The 21,690-nt window shown below is 42.3% G+C and carries 26 protein-coding genes and 2 pseudogenes; 25 read left to right on the top strand and 3 right to left on the bottom strand.

Annotation, left to right across the window (positions count from 1 at the left end; all coding sequences use genetic code 11):
• The first annotated feature begins 2 nt into the window (after window positions 1–2).
• From rpsH to prfA, 18 genes are all read left to right on the top strand, one after another.
• Window positions 3–404: a 30S ribosomal protein S8 gene (rpsH, locus tag HWQ40_RS03205; RefSeq protein WP_094349096.1), complete on the top strand. Its 402-nt coding sequence runs from the start codon at window positions 3–5 to the stop codon at window positions 402–404.
• Window positions 405–483: 79 nt separating this feature from the next.
• Window positions 484–1,032, top strand: coding sequence for a 50S ribosomal protein L6 (rplF, locus tag HWQ40_RS03200; RefSeq protein WP_163927942.1), 549 nt, complete (start codon window positions 484–486; stop codon window positions 1,030–1,032).
• Window positions 1,033–1,034: 2 nt separating this feature from the next.
• Window positions 1,035–1,397: a 50S ribosomal protein L18 gene (gene rplR, locus HWQ40_RS03195; RefSeq protein ID WP_099101131.1), complete on the top strand. Its 363-nt coding sequence runs from the start codon at window positions 1,035–1,037 to the stop codon at window positions 1,395–1,397.
• A 107-nt stretch (window positions 1,398–1,504) separates the two neighbouring features.
• Window positions 1,505–2,032 (top strand): 30S ribosomal protein S5, encoded by a 528-nt coding sequence (gene rpsE / locus HWQ40_RS03190; RefSeq protein WP_229547634.1) that lies wholly within the window; start codon window positions 1,505–1,507, stop codon window positions 2,030–2,032.
• Window positions 2,033–2,142: 110 nt separating this feature from the next.
• Window positions 2,143–2,586 (top strand): 50S ribosomal protein L15, encoded by a 444-nt coding sequence (gene rplO, locus HWQ40_RS03185; protein WP_190891251.1) that lies wholly within the window; start codon window positions 2,143–2,145, stop codon window positions 2,584–2,586.
• Window positions 2,587–2,660: 74 nt separating this feature from the next.
• Window positions 2,661–3,971, top strand: a complete 1,311-nt coding sequence (gene secY / locus HWQ40_RS03180; protein ID WP_099101133.1) for a preprotein translocase subunit SecY — start codon at window positions 2,661–2,663, stop codon at window positions 3,969–3,971.
• A gap of 2 nt (window positions 3,972–3,973) precedes the next feature.
• Complete coding sequence (locus HWQ40_RS03175) at window positions 3,974–4,528, top strand: adenylate kinase (RefSeq protein WP_292774909.1); 555 nt, start codon at window positions 3,974–3,976, stop codon at window positions 4,526–4,528.
• 274 nt (window positions 4,529–4,802) lie between these two features.
• Window positions 4,803–5,027: a translation initiation factor IF-1 gene (gene infA, locus HWQ40_RS03170; protein WP_006276978.1), complete on the top strand. Its 225-nt coding sequence runs from the start codon at window positions 4,803–4,805 to the stop codon at window positions 5,025–5,027.
• A 117-nt stretch (window positions 5,028–5,144) separates the two neighbouring features.
• Window positions 5,145–5,258, top strand: a complete 114-nt coding sequence (rpmJ, locus tag HWQ40_RS03165) for a 50S ribosomal protein L36 (protein ID WP_015129703.1) — start codon at window positions 5,145–5,147, stop codon at window positions 5,256–5,258.
• Between the two features lie 119 nt (window positions 5,259–5,377).
• Entirely contained in the window at window positions 5,378–5,758 is a 381-nt protein-coding gene (gene rpsM / locus HWQ40_RS03160; protein ID WP_292774908.1) for a 30S ribosomal protein S13, read from the top strand.
• A gap of 51 nt (window positions 5,759–5,809) precedes the next feature.
• Complete coding sequence (rpsK, locus tag HWQ40_RS03155) at window positions 5,810–6,205, top strand: 30S ribosomal protein S11 (protein ID WP_012410703.1); 396 nt, start codon at window positions 5,810–5,812, stop codon at window positions 6,203–6,205.
• Window positions 6,206–6,515: 310 nt separating this feature from the next.
• A complete protein-coding gene (locus tag HWQ40_RS03150; protein ID WP_292774906.1) occupies window positions 6,516–7,463 on the top strand; it encodes a DNA-directed RNA polymerase subunit alpha in 948 nt (315 codons plus the stop codon).
• 32 nt (window positions 7,464–7,495) lie between these two features.
• Entirely contained in the window at window positions 7,496–7,846 is a 351-nt protein-coding gene (rplQ, locus tag HWQ40_RS03145; RefSeq protein ID WP_094349105.1) for a 50S ribosomal protein L17, read from the top strand.
• Window positions 7,847–7,963: 117 nt separating this feature from the next.
• Window positions 7,964–8,812, top strand: a complete 849-nt coding sequence (gene truA / locus HWQ40_RS03140) for a tRNA pseudouridine(38-40) synthase TruA (RefSeq protein WP_292774947.1) — start codon at window positions 7,964–7,966, stop codon at window positions 8,810–8,812.
• A gap of 115 nt (window positions 8,813–8,927) precedes the next feature.
• Window positions 8,928–9,389, top strand: coding sequence for a 50S ribosomal protein L13 (rplM, locus tag HWQ40_RS03135; RefSeq protein WP_179068341.1), 462 nt, complete (start codon window positions 8,928–8,930; stop codon window positions 9,387–9,389).
• Entirely contained in the window at window positions 9,389–9,805 is a 417-nt protein-coding gene (gene rpsI, locus HWQ40_RS03130; RefSeq protein ID WP_190935522.1) for a 30S ribosomal protein S9, read from the top strand. The genes rplM and rpsI overlap by 1 nt, the downstream gene beginning before the upstream one ends.
• A gap of 173 nt (window positions 9,806–9,978) precedes the next feature.
• Window positions 9,979–10,221 (top strand): 50S ribosomal protein L31, encoded by a 243-nt coding sequence (rpmE, locus tag HWQ40_RS03125; RefSeq protein WP_069070756.1) that lies wholly within the window; start codon window positions 9,979–9,981, stop codon window positions 10,219–10,221.
• 104 nt (window positions 10,222–10,325) lie between these two features.
• A complete protein-coding gene (gene prfA / locus HWQ40_RS03120) occupies window positions 10,326–11,423 on the top strand; it encodes a peptide chain release factor 1 (RefSeq protein ID WP_292774905.1) in 1,098 nt (365 codons plus the stop codon).
• Between the two features lie 10 nt (window positions 11,424–11,433).
• On the opposite strand, the pseudogene HWQ40_RS03115 reads toward prfA, so the two are convergent.
• Window positions 11,434–11,880 (bottom strand): annotated as a pseudogene (locus tag HWQ40_RS03115) (hypothetical protein).
• Between the two features lie 297 nt (window positions 11,881–12,177).
• On the opposite strand from HWQ40_RS03115, the gene HWQ40_RS03110 reads away from it, so the two are divergent.
• Together HWQ40_RS03110 and HWQ40_RS03105 are read left to right on the top strand one after the other, a co-directional pair.
• Window positions 12,178–12,483, top strand: a complete 306-nt coding sequence (locus tag HWQ40_RS03110; RefSeq protein ID WP_230966239.1) for a helix-turn-helix transcriptional regulator — start codon at window positions 12,178–12,180, stop codon at window positions 12,481–12,483.
• 163 nt (window positions 12,484–12,646) lie between these two features.
• Window positions 12,647–13,105 carry a DUF29 domain-containing protein gene (locus HWQ40_RS03105; RefSeq protein ID WP_292774904.1) on the top strand — a complete coding sequence of 153 codons (459 nt, stop codon included), beginning with the start codon at window positions 12,647–12,649 and terminating at the stop codon, window positions 13,103–13,105.
• A 52-nt stretch (window positions 13,106–13,157) separates the two neighbouring features.
• Here HWQ40_RS03105 and HWQ40_RS03100 read toward each other — a convergent pair whose 3' ends face one another.
• On the bottom strand, window positions 13,158–13,886 hold the full coding sequence (locus HWQ40_RS03100) for a type I restriction enzyme HsdR N-terminal domain-containing protein (RefSeq protein WP_292774903.1): 729 nt from the start codon (window positions 13,884–13,886) through the stop codon (window positions 13,158–13,160).
• A gap of 94 nt (window positions 13,887–13,980) precedes the next feature.
• Window positions 13,981–15,960 carry a hypothetical protein gene (locus HWQ40_RS03095; RefSeq protein WP_292774902.1) on the bottom strand — a complete coding sequence of 660 codons (1,980 nt, stop codon included), beginning with the start codon at window positions 15,958–15,960 and terminating at the stop codon, window positions 13,981–13,983.
• 310 nt (window positions 15,961–16,270) lie between these two features.
• Between HWQ40_RS03095 and HWQ40_RS03090 the strand changes: the two genes are divergently transcribed.
• The 5 genes and pseudogenes from HWQ40_RS03090 (at window position 16,271) to secG (ending at window position 21,680) form a co-directional block, all read left to right on the top strand.
• Window positions 16,271–16,813 (top strand): hypothetical protein, encoded by a 543-nt coding sequence (locus HWQ40_RS03090; RefSeq protein ID WP_334985939.1) that lies wholly within the window; start codon window positions 16,271–16,273, stop codon window positions 16,811–16,813.
• 34 nt (window positions 16,814–16,847) lie between these two features.
• A pseudogene (locus tag HWQ40_RS03085) lies at window positions 16,848–17,641 on the top strand (Rpn family recombination-promoting nuclease/putative transposase).
• A gap of 155 nt (window positions 17,642–17,796) precedes the next feature.
• Complete coding sequence (locus tag HWQ40_RS03080) at window positions 17,797–19,482, top strand: ABC-F family ATP-binding cassette domain-containing protein (RefSeq protein WP_292774900.1); 1,686 nt, start codon at window positions 17,797–17,799, stop codon at window positions 19,480–19,482.
• A 221-nt stretch (window positions 19,483–19,703) separates the two neighbouring features.
• Window positions 19,704–21,302, top strand: a complete 1,599-nt coding sequence (gene gpmI / locus HWQ40_RS03075) for a 2,3-bisphosphoglycerate-independent phosphoglycerate mutase (RefSeq protein WP_292774899.1) — start codon at window positions 19,704–19,706, stop codon at window positions 21,300–21,302.
• 144 nt (window positions 21,303–21,446) lie between these two features.
• The gene (secG, locus tag HWQ40_RS03070) at window positions 21,447–21,680 is read left to right on the top strand and encodes a preprotein translocase subunit SecG (RefSeq protein WP_292774898.1); all 234 of its coding nucleotides are present in this window, start codon (window positions 21,447–21,449) and stop codon (window positions 21,678–21,680) included.
• The last annotated feature ends 10 nt before the right edge of the window (window positions 21,681–21,690 follow it).

Below are 21,690 nucleotides of genomic sequence, written 5' to 3'. Positions count from 1 at the left end.
CGATGGCGGCTAACGACACAATTGCAGATATGCTGACGCGCATCCGCAATGCCAACCTGGCGCGGCATCAAACTACACAAGTGCCAGCGACAAAATTGACCCGAAGCATTGCCAAAGTGCTACGGGAGGAAGGCTTTATTGCTGAAATCGAAGAAGCAGAAGAAGGGGTAAAACGCAATCTGGTGATTTCCCTGAAATACAAGGGAAAAAACCGTCAGCCTCTGATCACCGCTTTAAAGCGGGTCAGTAAGCCTGGCTTACGTGTTTATTCAAATCGAAAAGAATTACCAAGGGTACTAGGCGGCATTGGCATTGCCATTATTTCTACATCCAGTGGGATTATGACTGACCGCGAAGCGCGGCGTCAAAACTTGGGTGGTGAAGTACTTTGTTACGTTTGGTAGTCATTGGTCATTAGTCATTTGTCATTAGTGAAAGACAAAAGACAAAAGGCAAACGACAAATAACAAAGGACAAAAAGTCATGTCTCGTATTGGTAAACGTCCAATTACTATTCCCGCCAAAGTTCAAGTGGCGATCGATGGTACGAATATTGTAGTGAAAGGCCCGAAAGGAGAACTTTCTCGCACTCTCAGAGATAATGTCTCACTCTCTCAAGAGGGGGAAATATTACACGTAAATCGTCGGGATGAAACTCGGACATCGAAGCAATTGCACGGCTTGAGCCGCACTTTAGTTGCCAACATGGTCGAGGGAGTTTCCCAAGGTTTTCAGCGCCGTTTAGAAATTCAAGGTGTTGGTTACAGGGCACAACTTCAAGGACGTAACCTAGTTTTAAATATGGGTTACAGCCATCAGGTGCAAATTGAACCACCAGATGGAATTCAGTTTGCCGTAGAAGGTACCACTAACGTCATTGTCAGTGGCTATGACAAAGAAATCGTCGGTAACACAGCCGCCAAAATTCGTGCCGTTCGTCCACCAGAACCTTACAAAGGTAAAGGCATTCGCTATGCCGGTGAAGTGGTCAGACGGAAAGCTGGTAAGACTGGTAAGGGTGGTAAGAAGTAGAAATGAAACTTACTCGTAGAGAATCAAAAAACCGTCGTCATCGACGCGTTCGTGGCAAAGTGATTGGCTCCCCAGAACGTCCGCGTTTAGCGGTATTTCGTTCTAATGAGCATATTTATGCCCAGATAATTGATGATACTCAGCATCAAACCATCGTGGCAGCATCGACTGTAGAACCAGAGTTGAAATCTAGTTTAGCGTCATGTGCAAATCGCGATGCATCAGTACAAGTTGGTAAGTTGATCGCAGTGCGATCGCTAGAAAAAGGCATCACCAAAGTAGTCTTTGATCGTGGTGGTAACTTATATCATGGTCGTGTCAAAGCACTAGCTGATGCAGCACGCGAAGCTGGTTTAGATTTCTAAAGTCATTGGTCATTAGTCATTGGTCATTAGTTATTGGACAAATGACAAATGACAAAAGACAAATGACAACTGACAAATGAAAAATGACGTTCACCAGAGCATAAATTATGGCAACAGAGCGTAAAAGTAGAACAAAGCGTGCCAAAAAAGAAGAAACCACTTGGCAAGAGCGGGTTATCCAAATCCGCCGCGTAAGTAAAGTGGTCAAAGGTGGTAAAAAACTCAGCTTCCGAGCGATCGTTGTCGTGGGTAACGAACGCGGTCAGGTTGGAGTCGGAGTAGGCAAAGCTTCAGATGTAATTGGCGCCGTTAAAAAAGGCGTAGCCGACGGCAAAAAACACCTCATTGATGTCCCAATCACCAAATCCAACTCCATCCCCCATCCCATTGATGGTGTCGGTGGCGGTGCAAAAGTGATTATGCGTCCAGCCTCACCTGGTACTGGGGTAATTGCTGGTGGTGCTGTGCGAACTGTGTTGGAATTAGCTGGAGTTCGTAACGTTTTAGCCAAGCAACTAGGCTCCAATAATCCGCTCAATAATGCTAGAGCCGCAGTTAATGCTTTATCTACACTGCGGACTCTTGCTGAAGTCGCCGAAGATCGCGGTATTCCTATTCAAAATCTCTACATCTAATTTAGTCATTAGTCATTGGTCATGAGTCATTAGTGAATAACAAAGGACAAAGGACAAATGACAAATGACAAACGACAAATGACAAACGACAAATGAGAACTTGATAACTTATGAGACTCCATGATGTTAAGCCGCAAAAAGGCTCAAAGAAACGCAAGAAGCGTGTAGCCAGAGGTATTTCTGCAGGTCAAGGTGCCAGTGCCGGTCTAGGTATGCGGGGTCAAAAATCTCGTTCTGGTAGTGGTACCCGACCAGGTTTTGAAGGTGGTCAACAGCCATTGTACCGCCGCTTACCTAAGCTGAAGGGCTTTCCGATTGTTAATCAGAAGATTTACACTACGATTAATGTAGAGAAGCTAGCCTCCCTCCCCGCTAATACGGAAGTAACTTTGACCTCATTGAAAGCCGCAGGTATCCTGACTGCTGTTAAAGGGCCACTGAAAGTTTTAGGTAACGGGGAATTGAGCATTCCGCTCAAAGTACAAGCGGCAGCTTTTACAGGTTCAGCTCGTAGCAAAATTGAGGCAGCTGGTGGTAGTTGTGAAGTCTTATGAGTGAGCCGGAACAGCGCACTTAAATGCAAGCCAACTCGCTGCCAGTGCTTGGTTCACTATAAAGGTAGCACTCTATGATCAGTCGAGATAAAGCCCCAACGGCTCAAGAAACTTTTATGCAGATGGCGCAGGCAGCTGGTCTCAGAGGTAGGCTGCTTGTCACCGTCGGTATTTTAATTTTGGTTCGCCTGGGTATTTTCTTACCCGTACCAGGGATTGATAGACCGAGATTTGCCGAAGCCATATCGGGCAGTAATTCCATATTCGGCTTATTGGATATATTTTCTGGGCGAGGACTTTCGACTTTGGGAGTCTTTGCTTTAGGGATTTTACCCTTCATTAATGCGTCTATTATCATCCAATTACTTACTGCGGCGATTCCAACTTTAGAAAATTTACAGAAAAATGAAGGGGAAGCCGGTCGGCGAAAAATATCGCAAATTACCCGCTATGTTACTGTAGGTTGGGCAATTCTTCAAAGTACAGCTTTTTCGGCATTATTCCTCCAGCAATTTGCCTTAAAGCCAGGGCCAATTTTCGTAGCTGAAACTGCGATCGCTCTGACTGCTGGTTCTATGTTCGTCATGTGGGCATCAGAACTAATTACAGAAAGGGGCATTGGTAACGGAGCATCATTACTGATTTTTGTCAACATTGTTGCCTCATTACCAAAAGCTTTAGGCGATACTATCGACTTGGTGCAAGTCGGCGGTAGGGAAGCAGTGGGTCGGGTGATCGTACTGATCTTAGTCTTCTTAGCAACAATTGTTGGTATTGTGATTGTGCAGGAAGGAATGCGCCGCATCCCAATTATTTCGGCTCGTCGCCAAGTAGGTCGGCGAGTTTTGGCAGAGCAGCGTAGTTATCTGCCACTGCGGCTAAATCAAGGCGGCGTGATGCCAATTATTTTTGCTGCTGCCATCCTCAGTTTGCCACTGCTAATCGCCAATTTTACTAAAAATGCCGATTTAGCGAATATAGTTAACACTTATTTGAGTCCAAGCGGTTCTAGCTCCTGGGTCTATGCCTTGGTCTACATGATTTCCATTGTTTTCTTCAGCTACTTCTATTCTTCGTTGATTCTCAACCCAGTAGATGTGGCGCAGAACTTGAAGAAAATGGGTTCTAGTATTCCTGGGATTCGTCCCGGTAAGGCAACTAGCGAGTATATCGAACGCGTGTCCAACCGACTAACTTTTTTGGGTGCGATCTTTTTGGGCTTCGTTGCTATTATCCCTACCGCCGTGGAAAGCGCTTTGAATGTAAAAACTTTCCGGGGAATTGGTGCAACCTCTTTGTTAATTTTAGTTGGTGTGGCAATTGAGACAGCCAAACAAGTCCAAACTTATGTCATCTCTCAGCGCTATGAAGGAATGGTGAAATAATAGTGACGCGATTAATCTTCTTGGGGCCACCTGGAGCGGGTAAAGGAACACAAGCTCAAACCTTGGCTGAACACTTGAATATTCCCCATATTTCTACTGGTGAAATATTAAGACAAGCCATGAAAGAGCAAACTCCTTTAGGAATCAAAGCTCAAAGCTATGTTGATAGCGGCGAGTTAGTACCCGACCAGCTAGTGGAAGACTTGGTACAGGAGCGCCTCGATCAACCAGATGCCAAAAATGGTTGGATTCTTGATGGTTTTCCCCGGAAAGTGACCCAAGCAGCTTTTCTGGAGAAGTTACTGCAAGCAATACATCAAGGTGGCGAAAGGGTAGTCAATTTAGATGCACCAGATGAAATTGTCATCGCACGTTTGCTAGCTAGAGGACGAAAAGATGATACCGAAGAGGTGATTCGTCGTCGTCTAGAAGTGTATCGCGCTGAAACTGCACCTCTAATTGATTATTATGGCGATCGCAAAAAACTCCTAACAGTCAATGGCAATCAGTCCCAAGAAGATGTCACTAGTGAACTACAAAAGGTCATCGCTTCCTGAAAAAGAAAGGAAAGGGGGAGGGCATGAGGGAGACAAGGAAGCATCGGAGGAACTACAGTAACTCTTTCCCAATGCCCTATGACGGCAGTTGCTCCACTTGGGGAGACCCCAAGACCGCACTGCCTCCCCAATGCCTAATGCCCCCATACCAAAAAAAAGATCAATTTTAGCTAAGATATATTAATAAACTGTTGATATATTTCTTAAAATGTGTTTCTTTGCAGATGAAGCGCTGCAACTGAACACGAAATTGTTGAGTTGAGGAAAAAACAAATTGTCTAAGCAAGATTTGATTGAAATGGAAGGCACGGTTACAGAGTCCTTGCCCAATGCGATGTTTCGCGTTGACTTGGATAATGGCTTTAACGTGCTAGCACACATTTCCGGCAAGATTCGCCGAAATTATATCAAGATTTTGCCCGGCGATCGCGTCAAGGTGGAGTTAACCCCCTACGACTTGACCAAAGGCAGAATTACCTATCGACTACGAAAGAAGTAAGTATATGTAGAGAATTTTACCATAAAACCATTTCTTTGGCTGTTTGCTAGTCATTTAACTGGATTAATTTCCCTAGAAATGCTATAATTTTATATTTGGAGTCAAAAAATAAAAGGCATGAAAGTTAGAGCCTCAGTCAAGAAAATTTGTGAAAAATGTAACGTGATCAAACGTCGTGGTCGCGTCATGGTGATTTGCGTGAACCCCAAGCACAAGCAACGTCAAGGATAACACTCTTACCAACAGAGTGAGTTGTAACACGCATATCATTATTAATTAAAACGAAAAGACGCGATTAATCACGTTTTTCCAACCAACAGTAATTGCGACAACAATAGGGAGAGTTCATTGTGGCACGTATTGCCGGAGTAGACCTTCCACGCGATAAGCGCGTCGAGATCGGTCTAACTTACATCTACGGAATTGGTTTATCACGCTCTCAAGAAATTATAGCGACAACTGGTGTGAACCCAGACACCCGCGTTAAAGACTTAAGTGATGCTGATGTAACAGCCCTACGAGGGGAAATAGAAACCAACTATCAAGTTGAGGGCGACTTGCGGCGCTTGGAGTCTTTGAACATCAAGCGCTTAGTTGACATTGGTACCTACAGAGGTCGTCGTCATCGGATGGGTTTACCAGTTAGAGGGCAAAGAACTCGCACCAATGCAAGAACCCGTCGAGGCAGAAGGCAGACAGTGGCTGGGAAGAAGAAGGCTCCAGGGAAATAATTTTGCAATTGCTAATCCGAGCAAGTTTTACCTTAAATCAACTAAACAAGTATGGCGAGACAACCAACTAAAAAATCCGGGAGCAAGAAGCAGAAACGGAATGTGCCCAGTGGGATGGCCTACATCCAATCTACTTTCAACAATAGCATTGTCACCATTACCGATCAAAACGGAGATGTCATCTCCTGGGCTAGTGCTGGTTCTAGCGGTTTTAAGGGAGCAAAAAAGGGAACTCCCTTTGCAGCACAAACCGCTGCTGAAAGTGCAGCCCGTCGAGCTATCGATCAAGGAATGCGCCAAATTGAGGTAATGGTCAGTGGCCCAGGAGCAGGTAGAGAAACCGCTATCCGGGCACTTCAAGGAGCAGGACTGGAAATTACCCTGATTCGGGATATTACCCCGATTCCTCACAATGGTTGTCGTCCACCCAAGCGCCGTCGAGTTTAAATACCAAAACTTGGGCAGTAAGGACGAAAAGTTACAGCCAGCAATGACCGCTTGGGCGTCTAACGTGCAAACTGTCATTGAGTTTAAGCTTGGGCGACCAGAAGCGTGTCAGATTTTCCCGCCGGGAAAGCTGTTAAGCTTTAGGCTACCCAAAATATTATTAGCGCCTGCAAGCTAAATAGAAGTGTCAAACTATACCGTAATTTTATACTAGTAGTTTGATATGCCTATAATCTACAGGACATAAATTCAATTCTGGAGGCAATTGATTTGTCTGCTAGCAGCACCTTAGAAAAAGGGAGGCTCATCCGTGGCGCAGTTTCAAATTGAATGTGTAGAGTCGAATACCGAAGAAAGTCGGAACCATTACAGTAAATTTGTTTTGGAACCTCTAGAACGCGGTCAAGGAACAACTGTTGGCAACGCACTGCGGCGGGTTTTACTATCTAATCTAGAAGGTACAGCAGTTACAGCAGTGCGGATTGCGGGCGTTTCACACGAGTTTGCTACAGTTCCGGGCGTGCGGGAAGATGTGCTGGAAATCCTCATGAGAATGAAGGAAGTTATCCTGAAAAACTATTCCTCGCAGCCTCAGATTGGGAGATTACTCGTTACCGGCCCAACAACAATCACTGCGGCGCATTTTGATTTGCCCAGTGAAGTAGAAGTCATCGATCCGACTCAGTATGTAGCCACTATCGCTGAGGGTGGCAAGCTGGAAATGGAATTTCGGATCGAGAAAGGCAAAGGCTATCGCACTGTAGAGCGAGGACGTGAGGAAGCCACATCGTTGGATTTTCTCCAAATCGACTCGATATTTATGCCGGTGCGAAAAGTCAACTACAGTGTTGAAGAATCTCGTGGGGAAGGCTTGATTCCAAAAGACCGACTACTGTTGGAAGTTTGGACAAATGGCAGTATTTCCCCTCAAGAAGCACTATCTTCTGCTGCTGCGATCTTGGTAGATTTATTCAACCCGTTGAAAGACATCTCCCTAGAACCAACAGACACAGGTTCGGATATTCCAGACGACCCAACTGCCCAGATACCCATCGAAGAGTTGCAACTTTCTGTGCGGGCATATAACTGTCTCAAACGGGCACAAGTTAACTCTGTGGCAGATTTGTTGGATTATACCCAAGAAGACCTCTTAGAAATTAAGAACTTTGGGCAGAAATCAGCAGAAGAAGTCGTGGAAGCTTTGCAGCGACGCTTGGGCATCACACTGCCAATGGAAAGAGGCTCTAAACACCCTTAAGAAAAACCGTTCATAATTCATAGTGCATAATTATGCGTCACCGTTGTCGCGTCAAAAAACTCAGTAAACCAGCTGATCAACGCCGTGCTTTACTGCGATCGCTCGCCACCGAGCTGATCCGTCATGGTAAGATCACCACCACTTTAATTAGAGCGAAAGTTCTCCGAAGTGAAGTGGAAAAAATGATTACCCTAGCCAAAAATGGCTCCTTATCAGCACGTCGGGAAGCTCTTGGCTATATCTTCGACAAACAACTGGTTCACGCTCTATTTGAGCAAGCTCCAACTCGATATGGCGATCGCCAGGGCGGTTATACCCGCATCCTGCGTACCGTACCGCGTCGGGGTGATAATGCAAAAATGGCAATAATTGAATTGGTTTAAGTCATTTAGTCATTGGTTATTGGTCATTAGTCATTAGTCATTGGTCATTAGTGAATAACAAAGGACAACTGACAAAGGACAAATGACAAAAAACAAATGACAAAGGACAAAATCTGTATGTTAGAAAGCCACCAGCCTACACAAACTCATCGAGTAGCCTTGGTAATCCAATACCTGGGCACTCATTTTCATGGCTGGCAACGGCAAAAACAACACCGGACAGTCCAAGAAGAGATCGAAATTGCGATCGCGACTATTCTTGGGCATCATGTGACACTACACGGTGCTGGGCGAACCGATTCTGGAGTTCACGCTGCTGCTCAAGTAGCCCATTTTGAAGCTACAGGTTTAATTCCGCCTCACAAGTGGGCAACAATCCTCAACAGCTACCTGCCGCCAGATATATTAATCAGGGCTTCAGCTAGTGTCGATAACCGTTGGCACGCTCGCTTTAGTGCAGCCTATCGACGGTATCGCTACACAATATATACTGAAGATCGGCTTAACTTGTTTGTAAGACCCTTCAGTTGGCATTATTATTATGCACCCCTGGATGAATCTTTAATCCAAGCTGCCTTGAAACCTCTCTTGGGAAAGCATCACTTAGCTGCTTTTCACCGTGCAGGCTCAAAGCGATCACATTCCTGGGTAGAGGTGCAAGCAGCAGAGTGTCGTCGCAGTGGGCCATTTATCCATATTGAAATACAGGCAGATGGATTTTTGTATGGCATGGTACGGCTGTTGGTAGGGATGCTGGTACAAGTAGGTTCTGGACAACGAACACTTTCTAGCTTCACCGAACTCTGGAAAGAACAACGCCGGGAAGAAGTCAAATACGCCGCACCGCCTCAAGGCTTGTGCTTGTTACGAGTCGGCTATCCCGATTTTCCCTTTCCAAAAGAGATTTGGTACGACACCTTGCCAAAGTTCGTCACTAGTCAAGAGTCATTAGTCATTGGTCAGTAGAGACGCGATTAATCGCGTCTGTCATTAGTGAATAACTAAGGATAAATGACAAATAACAAATGACAAAAGACAAATGACTAATGACAAATTAAAAATGACAAAGGACAAATGACAAATGACAACAGTTAAAACATACCTTCCTTCTCAAGCAACCCTTGAGCGTGAGTGGTACATAGTAGATGCCACTGATAAACGTCTCGGTCGCCTCGCTAGCGAAATCGCTCAGGTATTGAGAGGCAAAAAGAAACCCGAATATACACCCCATCTAGATACAGGTGACTTCGTAATCGTCATCAATGTCGAGAAAGTAGCAGTCACAGGCAAAAAGCGCACTCAAAAGCTTTACCGCCGCCATTCTGGTCGCCCTGGTGGGATGAAAACTGAAACTTTCGCTAAACTGCAAGACCGCATACCAGAGCGGATTTTAGAACAAGCTGTTAAAGGTATGCTACCTAAAAATAGCCTGGGTAAGCAGTTGTTCACCAAGCTGAAAGTTTACGCTGGGCCTACGCATCCCCATGATGCTCAAAAACCTAAAGAACTAAAAGTTAGTACAATTCCTGGAGAAGAAAATTAATGGTAGTAGCAGATGCTAATAGCGGTCGCGCCGTATACTGGGGTACTGGCCGTCGTAAGAACGCAGTAGCACGGGTACGCTTGGTTCCAGGCACCGGTCAACTGATTGTGAACGGTAAAGATGGAAACTTGTATTTCCAATTTAACCCTAACTACTTAGGAGTGATCAAAGCACCCCTGGAAACTTTGGGACTAGAAAATGAATATGACATTTTGGTGAAAGCAGAAGGCGGCGGCTTGACCGGACAGGCTGATTCTGTTCGCTTGGGAGTTGCTCGTGCTTTGTGCCAACTAGACCCAGACAACCGCCCACCTTTGAAAACCGAAGGTTATTTGACTCGCGATCCGAGAGCAAAAGAGCGGAAGAAATATGGTTTACATAAAGCTCGGAAAGCGCCTCAGTACTCTAAGCGTTAGGGAATTGGGAATTGGGTATGGGCATTGGGCATGGGGCATTGATCAATAACCAATAGTTATTCTTCTCCTGCTCCCTCATCTCCCCCAGCTACCTCATCTCCCCACTCCCCACTCCCTAGCTTCAATTGAACGCTGAAAGTTATAATTTATATAGATTCATCACAAAAAGAACAATGGCTAAAGCTGATATTCACCCTAAGTGGTATCCAGATGCTAAAGTTTACTGCAACGGTCAAGTTGTTATGACCATTGGCTCTACAAAGCCAGAATTGCACGTAGATGTTTGGTCTGGAAATCACCCTTTTTACACCGGTACTCAGAAGATTATTGACACTGAGGGTCGAGTAGAGCGCTTCCTCCGTAAGTACGGCATGAGCAGCACTCAAACATCTGGCGACGAACAAGACAAAAAGTAGCGAGTTGGCTCTGCTGTTAACGACGGCCCTGCATCAGCTGGGTCGATTTTCATTTATATGCTCGAGCCAATTTGTTATTTTTTTAAGGAGCGATCGCACTCGTCATGGCTGAATCATATTTACTGGACAAACTAAAATCTGTTGAACAAACCTTTAATGAGTTAACACGTCGTCTTGGCGATCCCGATACCGCTAGCAATCCTGATGAGTATCAAGAAATTGCTAAGTCTCGTTCTTCTTTGGAAGAGGTCGTTGATACTTATGAAATTTGGAAAACAGCCCAAGAAGACTTGACCGGAGCGCGTCAGGTTTACAAAGAATCTGCCAGTGACCCAGAGTTTCAAGAAATGGCAGCACTGGAAGTAAAGGAACTTGAAGAAAAAATAGAAAATTTAGAGTCTCGCTTGAAAGTCTTACTGCTACCACGCGACCCCAATGATGAAAAGAATATCATGTTGGAAATTCGCGCAGGTACTGGTGGCGATGAAGCAAGTATTTGGGCTGGCGATTTAATGCAGATGTACACCCGCTATGCCCAGACTCAAGGCTGGAAAGTTTCTCTAGTGAGCGAATCTCGAGGAGAAATGGGTGGCTGGAAAGAGGTCATTCTCGAAATTAAAGGTAATGACGTTTACAGCCAGTTAAAGTTTGAAGCTGGAGTGCATCGTGTGCAACGCGTGCCGGCAACTGAATCCGGGGGACGGGTTCATACTTCCACAGCTACCGTAGCGATTATGCCAGAGGTCGATGATGTGGAAATTCATATTGACCCGAAAGATATTGAAATGACCACAGCCCGTTCTGGCGGTGCTGGTGGACAAAACGTCAACAAGGTGGAAACAGCCGTTGACTTGATGCACAAACCAACGGGAATACGCATTTTCTGTACAGAAGAACGCAGCCAGTTGCAAAACAAAGAACGGGCGATGCAAATTCTGCGGGCGAAGTTGTATGAAATCAAGTTAAGCGAACAACAAGCAGTTGTAACTTCCATGCGGCGATCGCAGGTTGGTACAGGATCGCGATCGGAAAAAATTCGCACCTATAATTATAAAGATAACCGGGCTACCGATCACCGCTTAGGTCAGAATTATTCCCTTAACCCTGTTTTGGAAGGTGATTTAGAGACGCTGATCCAATCTTGTATATCTTTAGATCAACAGGAACGTCTCGCGGAGTTAGCGACTGCTGCCGCTAACTAAATTTTTGCGTTTAGATACTCTGTAAAACCACTTGTTTGACTGTTGTTTTTAACACATATAAGTGGTTTTCTGATATCGCGTTGAGTGCATCTTCTATTTCACTGGGATAATGGTAATAGGCAAATTCGTACTTCATAAGGTAATTTAGCCTTGCCCATTCCTTCAGAGTTTGGCAGGTATAAATTAACTTTTCTACTTCCTTTTGCCAACGCGAAAAAATCCGGTAGCTAAAAAAGCTGCTGCACACGTTACCTTTTGCATCCCACTAGGAAATACACACTTGATGCTTCAGACGGTAGATTTTTTTGATTTGCTTAACGTTGTAGCCTTTAACTTTTAAGGCTTCTTTCGCTTCAGCCTCTGAAATGTGCCACTGTTCTGGTTTAATTTTATTAGTGGCTATAAGGTTTTTACCTTTGCGGCGATATTGATTAAGTTTGCGTGGCTTGTGAAACATGATGCACCTTCGACATTATTTCTTCGCAGCAAAGTTGAGCTACTAGCACAAGCCCAGTAGCAAACTAAGTTTTTTGGGTTGATTAAAGATAGATAAGTTAGTCTACTAGCTTGATGCCTGTAGTTGCCGTTTTACAACCAGAGATATAGTTTAGTACTAAAATACAAGGCTGTCAATATAAAAGTAAACTTGTAATATTAAAAGTAGACTTGTAAATAAAGTTGGCTAGCTACATAAGCAGTAAAGATCGAAAGCAAACAAAAACTGATTGAAATCATTAAACTAGCTCGCGGTTCAATGAGTCAGCGAGCGTTTGGTAAGCTTTTGGGAGTATCTGCAACTGCCGTTCAGATGTGGGAAAAAGGTGTGAAGGTGCCAGATACAGAAAATTTGGCTCAAATTGCATCGAAAGCAGGCTACACAATGGAAGAGTTAATCAGCTGCATAGATGGCAAGCCAATTCCAGAAACCTCAGATTTAAGTCTGATTCTGAGACAAATCCAGCACATGCCTTTGGCCCAAGTGGCTCAAATTGTCCAAGCTGCGGCAGATAGATTGGCGGCTGTGGCTGAGGCATCCGGGGATGAAGCGAAGGCTAGTTGAATATTAAAATAATTCGTAATGACGCTCTCTACGAGACGCTAAAAGCGAACGCGGACTCGCTACCGCGACGCTAACGTAATTCGTAATTAAGTTTTTTAAGGGCGATTTAGCGCAAAATCGGATCAAACTAGCTCGTGGTTTCTTGCTGTCAAGATTCAACTCTATGGATAAACCTTTTTTGTATGACCAAGACTTCTATGGCTGGACACAGCAGCAGGCTAAAGCGTTAGAGCAGAGGCTAGTTATGGAACTAGACTGGCAACACCTGCAAGAGGAAATTCAAGCTTTGGGGAGACAGGAGTATCGGGAACTCGTGAGTCGTCTGAGTGTATTACTCGGTCATCTATTGAAGTGGGAGTATCAACCCGAACAACCCTCTCGCAGTTGGTTTTTAACAATTCGAGAAGAGCGTCGCGCCATCCACAGACATTTGCGACAGAACCCCAGCTTAAAGTCTCGAATCGAAGAAGCCTTGTTAGATGGCTTTGAAGCAGAAGTGGATTTGGCGCTACGAGAAACTAACTTACCATTAAGAATTTTTCCAGAGCGTTGCCCCTATTTATTTGATGATGCGATCGCAGACAATTTTCTGTGCGATACTCGTCAAGACTGGGAAGGATAATTACTACCATTTTCCTTACGATCATTTGTTACTTGGAGACAAGTTATATTTCTCAATAAATAATAGAAACTAGCTTTTCAAAATCTTGGTAATTTAAGCTTTGCCGCATTTTACCATTTTTAAGATAGTTCACCTGATGATCTTGAGATTCAAAGAAAGTGCCTGATACAGGTAATTGTTCACCTTTAAGTCTAAAAGTTATTGTATTCAGCTTATATTCACCATACTTCTTAACAAGATAAATAAAACTATCAAAACTTCCATTTACAGCTTTTTCAAATTCTAATATATCCTTCTCTAACTTATTAGAATTTTGTAAAATTAACGGTGGTATATCTTTAAGACTATTGAGATAATTACTCGTAAATACTGCGTCTTTTTTCGTATATGCAATAATTTCATGATAATTATATAAAATACCTATTTCTGAACCAGATTTTTTTAGGTATCTTTCAATCTGTTCCTCATGATTCTGTAAGTCTTCTTCTTCTCGCTTCACTTCCACAATCATCAAAGGAGGGTGATATGGTTTAAAATATTTATTCTTGACAGTTTTATATAGTTCTATATCATGATTATTAGATTCAACTTTGATATCAATTTCATTTGGAAATAAACCACTTTTATTTATCATAAAGTAGATAAATATTTGCCTAACTTTTTCTTCAGGTCTTCCATCAAGAACAATTTCTCTTCCTCTAATCAAGCATTTTGTATATTCTGTATAACTTCTCTTGTATATCTTTAGTTTGATGGATATTTCTTCACTTAAGCTTTTCATAGATAGTAAAATTTAGTTAGTGATAAAAGAATTTTAAGGACGCAATCAGGTAGCGTCCTCTGTCTTTCTTATGCAATTTAAAGTTTATATCTGTCTATTTATCTCCAAAAAAGCTTAATAGTTTAATAACTAATTTTTCCCAATGTTTCACTGCTTGAATCTCTAAAAATGTATTTAAACTTTTATCTTTTTCAAGTTCGTTTTTCAGGGTCTGACATACATTATCGGTATAGGTTTCATCTGGAGGTCTTACTTTACCTTTTTCATTAATTAGAGCCTCCCAGAATTTAGAAGTTTCGCTTTGAGGTGAGAGTTTCTCTTCAGCTTTCTTTTGAATCTTTTTTCCTACTTCACTTATAAAATTGTCATACAATGAATGAAATTGTATAACTAATTCAGGAATAAATGTTTTTAAAGATTCATTTGCAGATGTAAGCTCATTAAGGATATTTTCTAATTCCTGTTTTGCTGGTTTTGTAAACTTCTTCAACATCTCATCTTCATTTCTTCCCTCAGCAATAACCCTCATATCGTAATATATGTCTATATTCTTTGGATCATAGTAACCGAAGTTACTATGGATAGCATGTTTTGTATTCCATGCTTTAGGATTAGTACGATAGTGTTCAACATATTTAGTAACAAAACCCTTATCTTGACCTTGGTCTTTAAAATTATGACTTGGTACACTTTTACTTAAATCCCGTAAATCTTTTATCCTCTGAATCGCATTTTCAATTGCCTTGATTTCTGCTATGGTCAAAGCATCACCATTTTTTATTCTCGTAAAGTTTTCTTGGATATTCTTTATTTCATCCAATAAAATATTTTGTCTACGTTCTACTACATCGGCTATGGCTTCGATAAATTCATTTTTATCCGCCTGTACATATTCTTTGGTGTATATATCATCCCCATAGTACCTAAATGCATCATAGAACAAAATATTCTCCAGGAAAAAATCTAAATTCAAATTCCTGAATGTAGTTTGAACTTCTTCTTTTCTGATTTGAATTCCTGTATCCCAATCTCCATCACATCCATTGACTTGTTCAGGTTGATTTTTGTGAGGCAATACCAAAGTTACAAATCTATGATGAAAATCTTTGGATTTAGATGTAAGATGATAACCTATTAAATTCCTAATATTAGCTTCAGGGGCATCATTAAAGGGAGTAACAAAGAGACAGATAGTATCCTGACTCTCAATATATTTCTGCAAGTCTTTACGAATTGGATTTTCATCAAGTCCTTTAGTATCCACAACTGAATCGAACTGAGATAAGTTTGAGCCAGATAAAACATCATAGCTCAAATAAAGATATATTTTTCTAGGAATAGCAAACTCCTCAAGCTCAACATTATTTATAGCTGCAAAGGTGTTCTTTATCCATTCTTGCTCATTTTTTTGATGATCAAATTCAATCTTATTCGTAATCCTAGATTGTAGTTTTGCATTATTCAAAGCAAGTTTTTTAAATTCAACGAATCCGAATAAATCAAGCTTTTCCTTAGCTGTGTCAATTCTTTTCGTTTTATTTCTAACACCATCAAGTTTTTTATTGTAAAAATTCATTTTTATAATATTTCTAATAGCCCTTTCAACTTCTGTAGAAATAATTGTTTTTTGATCTGCTTGAATATTATTTTTATCTGCAATATATTCGCAGAATTCAAAAATAAGATTTTCCATCTCATCAACTGTATAAGGCTCTATTTCTATATAAGTTTTTTCCGCAGATTTTATAATTACTTCACATATAGTAGTTTTACCTGATCCCGTTGATAGTAACTCTTTGGTATTTTTGGAAACATGAAAGTCGCTTATCAAGTTAAAAAGATGACAAATAGCCGTAGTTTTTCCTTGCCCAACAGTACCTATAAAAGCAATTTTATATTTTTCTATACTAAGAATTTTTTCTATTTCATCTAATCGCTCTAACTTGGATTTCAGGTTATTAATGCAAATATGATTAGGTATATTAATTTCAGAATTACTTGAGATTTTTTTAATTTCCTTCTTCAAATCTTGTTTTAAGGATGCAATCTCTTCTTGCCATGTTATCGTCAGCATACTGTTTACCCTATTTCGATGCCTACTTACTTGATATTTACAGTATGCCCATTATGCTTGAATATCTAACAACAGCCTCATAACACTACCAACCCCTTTTCTGGTAAGACTTTAGCTACTTGGTGATGAGCAAGGCGATCGCTAATTTTGGCTGAGTTAAAGGTTCTGGTAGAAATACGTAATAGCTGCACAAACTAAGTCCGTCTGCATGGACTTTAGCAAGTTGAAACCCACGGAGGTGGGTTTTGTCTGTATAGCTGCGATTTCTAATCGCCAGTGATAGGGTATTTTACTGGCAGTTAAAGAATAAATGGTTTTAAAATGGTGCAATCTTAAAATATTTAGGGGTGCAGCTATGTCGCTACGCAATGAGCCTTTAGATTGGCAACTTGAAACGAATAATCCTTATATACCAGTTTATCATCAAGGTAATTTGGTGGGATTTTTTAAACCAGAATATGCCAGTGAAATTATTAAAGTTTTAAATGAAGAAGAAGTTTTGAAGAAAGCGCTAAAAATGGCTTGTACTGATTTAATTAAAAAAATCGGCGGCGATACCAGAAAAGTCAATTTTTTAATGGAAAAATATGTAAAGACTAGTGAGCGTCCAAAGCATGGAACTAGAGCGATCGCAGTTTTGCTTCATGATAGGCAAAAAGAGCTTGACTTGAATAACCAGGAGTTTGCTAAATTCTGCGATACCTTTAAATTATCTCCAACTGAACTGAATAATATTTATGCTGGAGAAACATTTGATGATAGTTTGTTAGCGCCCTTATCACGTATATTAGGGCTGGCAAAAGAGCGGTTGCTGGAAGTGCGAGATGGTTCGGAAAAATCAAGTAACACATGAACAGCAAATCCAAATCTTCAAATAATATAAAATTGTGAAAACAGACATCATTTTTTATCGGCTGTTTCAAGAATTCTCTGATATCTTCTTTGAACTTATTGGTAATCCGCCCGAAGAAGCTAGCCTTTATCAATTTTCATCAGTTGAAATCAAACAAACAGCCTTCAGAATCGATAGTGTATTTCTGCCTACACAAGGAAGTGAGAACCCGATTTACTTTGTTGAAGTGCAATTTCAAGCTGATGGGAAATTTATTCACGGCTAATTGTAGAAATATGTTTATAGCTCCGTCAGAATGAACCATTAAATGACTGGGGTGCTGTGGTTTTATACCCAAACAGGAATGTAGATACAGGCAATATCAAACATTACCGTGAGTTTTTCACAAGTGGGCGCGTCAGGCGCATTTATTTGGATGAATTAGATGAAGGTGCATCGCTTCCAATTGGCATTGCAACTGCTAAATTAGTAATTGCAAGCGATGACATAGCGATCGCTAAAGCAAGGGAGTTGATAGACAGAACCAAGTCAGAGATAAGCTCACCACCAAAACAGTAGCAATTATTACAATTTATAGAGACTATTTTGGCTTACAAGTTTCCCACAATGAGTAGGGAGGAGATGGAGCAAATGTTTAGCTTAAGCGAGTTAAAGCAAACCAGATTTTATCAGGAAGCTTTTCAGGAAGGTGTTGAACAAGGTGAGGTTAAAGGGAAACTAAAAGCAGTAACAGCAATGTTGGCAGCAGGATTGATTGTAGAACAAGTAGCAGAAGCGTTAGATTTGAGTGTCGAAGAAGTTGGACAAGCAACACAAAGTCAGCCTTGAGATATATGTGGTAAATTTTATCCGTGGCTCAAGCCAAATTTGGTTTGCGGCTTCCAAACTTTCTCGCGACAAATTTATAGTTAATTTTTGTTAAGATTAGAGGCGGTGTTAGTACTTCGTCCTCAACCACCCACTCCCTACCTGAGAGAAACTTAATGCTGCGACTAGAACATATAAGTAAAATTTATCCCACAGGCGAAGTTCTCAAAGATATCAACTGGGAAGTTAAACCAGGCGATCGCATTGGCTTAGTCGGTGTCAACGGTGCTGGAAAATCAACCCAACTCAAAATCATCTCTGGGGAAATTGAACCTACCGCAGGCGAAATTATCCGTCCTAACAGCTTACACATAGCTTACCTCAACCAAGAGTTTGAAGTAGACCCCACCCGCACCGTTAGAGAAGAATTTTGGACTGTCTTCAAAGAAGCCAACGAAGTACAACTATCTCTGGCGCACATACCACAAGAGATGGAAACGGCTAGCCCAGAGGAACTGGATCGACTAATCGACAAGTTGGATCGCTTGCAGCGCAAATTTGAAGCCTTGGATGGCTACAACTTAGATGCACGCATCGGGAAAATCTTACCAGAAATGGGGTTTGGGCTAGAAGATGGCGATCGCCTCGTCAGTGCCTTTAGTGGTGGTTGGCAGATGCGGATGAGTTTGGGTAAAATTCTTCTACAAAAACCCGATTTGTTGCTGCTGGATGAACCGACTAACCACCTGGATTTAGAAACCATTGAGTGGTTAGAAAATTACCTCAGAGGGCTAGTTACGCCGATGGTAATAGTCTCCCATGACCGGGAGTTCCTTGACCGCCTCTGCACCCAAATTGTGGAAACTGAACGTGGCGTTTCCAGTACTTACCTTGGTAACTACTCGGCATATTTAGAACAAAAAGCTGAAAATCAATCAGCACAACTGAGTGCTTACGAACGCCAACAGAAAGAATTAGAGAAACAGCAAACCTTTGTTGATAGATTTCGCGCCAGTGCTACTCGCAGTACCCAGGCAAAAAGCCGGGAAAAGCAACTCGACAAAATCGAGCGCATTGAAGCACCCATTGCAGGGGTAAGAACTCTACATTTCCGTTTTCCGCCGGCACCCCGCAGTGGACGCGAGGTAGTAGATATTAAAGATTTAACTCATCTTTATGGTGATAAAATCTTGTTTTTAGCAGCAAATCTCCTAATTGAAAGAGGCGATCGCATTGCATTTCTTGGCCCCAATGGTGCTGGAAAATCTACTCTTCTGCGCGTAATTATGGGTATGGAACCACCCACAGAAGGTAGCGTTCAATTAGGCGATCATAACGTTATTCCCGGTTACTTTGAGCAAAATCAAGCTGAAGCCTTAGATTTGAAGAAAACTGTCATGGAAACTATCCATGATGAAGTTCCCGACTGGGATAATCAAGAAGTCCGCACGCTTTTGGGACGCTTCTTATTCACTGGTGACACAGTATTTAAGGCAGTTGGGGCATTAAGTGGAGGAGAAAAAGCTCGTTTGGCGTTGGCAAAAATGCTCTTACGTCCCGCGAACTTACTAATTTTAGATGAGCCGACAAACCACCTAGATATTCCAGCTAAAGAAATGCTCGAAGAAGCGCTCCAAAACTATGATGGCACGGCAATTGTAGTCTCTCATGATCGCTACTTTATTTCTCAAGTAGCTAACAAAATCGTCGAAATTCGTGATGGTGAATTCCGGGTTTACTTAGGAGATTATCACTACTATCTCCAGAAAATTGCCGAAGAAAAAGAACAAGCAAAGTTAGCTGCAATAGAAGCCCAAAAAGCGGCGAAGAAAGCTGCAAAAGCTTCCACAAAAAGGAAATAAAGGAGTGGATAACACCTTAGTAGTAGTGCTCAAATGCTACTACTAAGTAATCACTCGTTATTAGCGTTTAAAAACATCACAGGAAAATTACTAAAATTTAAAACATATTTCAAAAGACTGCAAGTCCTTCATAAAAGAAGTTAATAAGCAAAAATTCACTTGCGGCGTGGATTAGCAGTGGTATCATTCGAGTATTACAAAAAGTAAAGGGCAATTTTACTATGACCAAAGCACCTGTTGCTCCTGTGGTGCTAGTCATTTTAGACGGATGGGGCTACTGCGAGGAAAGGCGAGGAAACGCTATTGTTGCTGCTAAAACTCCCATAGTGGACAGTTTATGGGCAGCTTACCCGCACACCCTCATCCACACTTCAGGAAAAGCCGTAGGGTTGCCAGAGGGTCAAATGGGCAACTCGGAAGTTGGTCATTTGAACATTGGTGCAGGGCGAGTGGTACCGCAAGAACTGGTACGCATCTCCGATGCGGTCGAAGACGGTTCTATTGCCTTAAACCCAGCACTTGTCAAAATTTGCCAGGAAGTTCGTTCTCGGAATAGCAAGCTGCATCTAGTCGGGCTTTGTTCTGAGGGAGGGGTACATTCGCATATCACCCATCTATTCGGACTACTTGACTTAGCCAAAAACCAGCGAATTCCAGAAGTTTGTATTCACGCTATCACCGATGGTCGTGACACCGCCCCAACTGACGGTGTAAGAGCGATCACACTGCTGCAAGATTATATAGACCGCGCAGGAATTGGGCGCATAGTCACCCTCAGCGGTCGCTACTACGCGATGGATCGCGATCACCGCTGGGATCGGGTCAAACGCGCCTATGACATGATGATACAAGATAGTGTTGGTAATGGCCTCAAGGCTGTGGAAGTCTTGCAAGCATCTTACGACCAAGGGATAAAAGATGAATTTGTCAACCCAATCCGAATTGCTCCCGGCGCAATAGAACCAGGAGATGGGGTGATATTTTTCAACTTCCGCCCCGATCGCTCTAGACAACTGACTCAAGCTTTGGTCAGTCCCACATTTAAAGGTTTTGAAAGACGGCAAATCACACCACTATCTTTTGTCACCTTTACGCAGTACGATTCAGACTTACCCGTGGCTGTAGCCTTTGAGCCGCAGAACCTCAGTAACATTCTGGGAGAAGTCATAGCCAATCACAGTCTGAAGCAGTTCCGCACCGCTGAAACAGAAAAATACGCCCACGTCACCTATTTCTTTAATGGGGGTCTGGAGGAACCTTTTGTCGGAGAAGATCGAGAACTGGTAAGCAGCCCGATGGTAGCGACTTACGATCATGCCCCAGCGATGTCAGCAGCAGCAGTTACAGATGTAGCGATCGCTGCGATTCAAAAGGGTACATATTCTCTAGTTGTAATTAACTATGCCAACCCAGACATGGTAGGGCATACTGGTCAAATCGACGCTACCATTACAGCAATTGAAACAGTTGATCGCTGTTTGGGACGCTTGTTAGAAAGCGTTATCAAAGCCGGCGGTACAACAATTATTACTGCCGATCACGGCAACGCTGAGTATATGCTAGATAATGGGGGTAATCCCTGGACGGCTCATACCACTAACCCAGTCCCCTTCATCTTGGTGGAAGGAGAGAAAGTCAAAATCCCTGGATATGGTACAAATGTCGAACTGCGAAGCGATGGCAAGCTATCCGATATCGCCCCCACTATTCTAGAGATTTTACAGCTGCCTCAGCCACCAGAAATGACCGGGCGATCGCTGCTGAAAACAGCAGAATACGAGCTACAACGTACTCGCACCCCTGTGCAAGTAGGACTGTAAAAGAGTTAGGAGTGAAGAGTTAAAAATAAGGAGTTAATAATTAAGAATTAATAGTGAAGAGTGATCAATTAAGACTTTCCTAACTCCTAACTCCTAACTCCTGACTTCTGTTTTTTAAAACTCGTTATAAATGAGATTCCTACCATGACAGTTACTAATATCGTGCAAGGCATTTGGGCATTTTCCGCCACTGGTTTGATTATCTTAGTTTTGCTGCATAGCCCTAAAGGTGATGGTGTTGGCGCCATTGGCGGACAAGCCCAGCTATTTAGTAGTACCAAAAGTGCAGAAAACACCTTAAACCGAATTACTTGGGCATTGACAGTAGTTTTTCTAGGTTTAACAGTAGTTTTAAGTGCTGGCTGGCTGCCTAAATAAGGATAGGTAA

Origin of the sequence: Nostoc sp. NMS9 (assembly GCF_017114995.1) — a bacterium.
In the GTDB taxonomy this organism is placed as follows: Bacteria; Cyanobacteriota; Cyanobacteriia; order Cyanobacteriales; family Nostocaceae; genus Nostoc.
The sequence above is the reverse complement of the archived record's forward strand: the minus strand, read 5'-3'. Positions and strand labels throughout refer to the sequence as shown.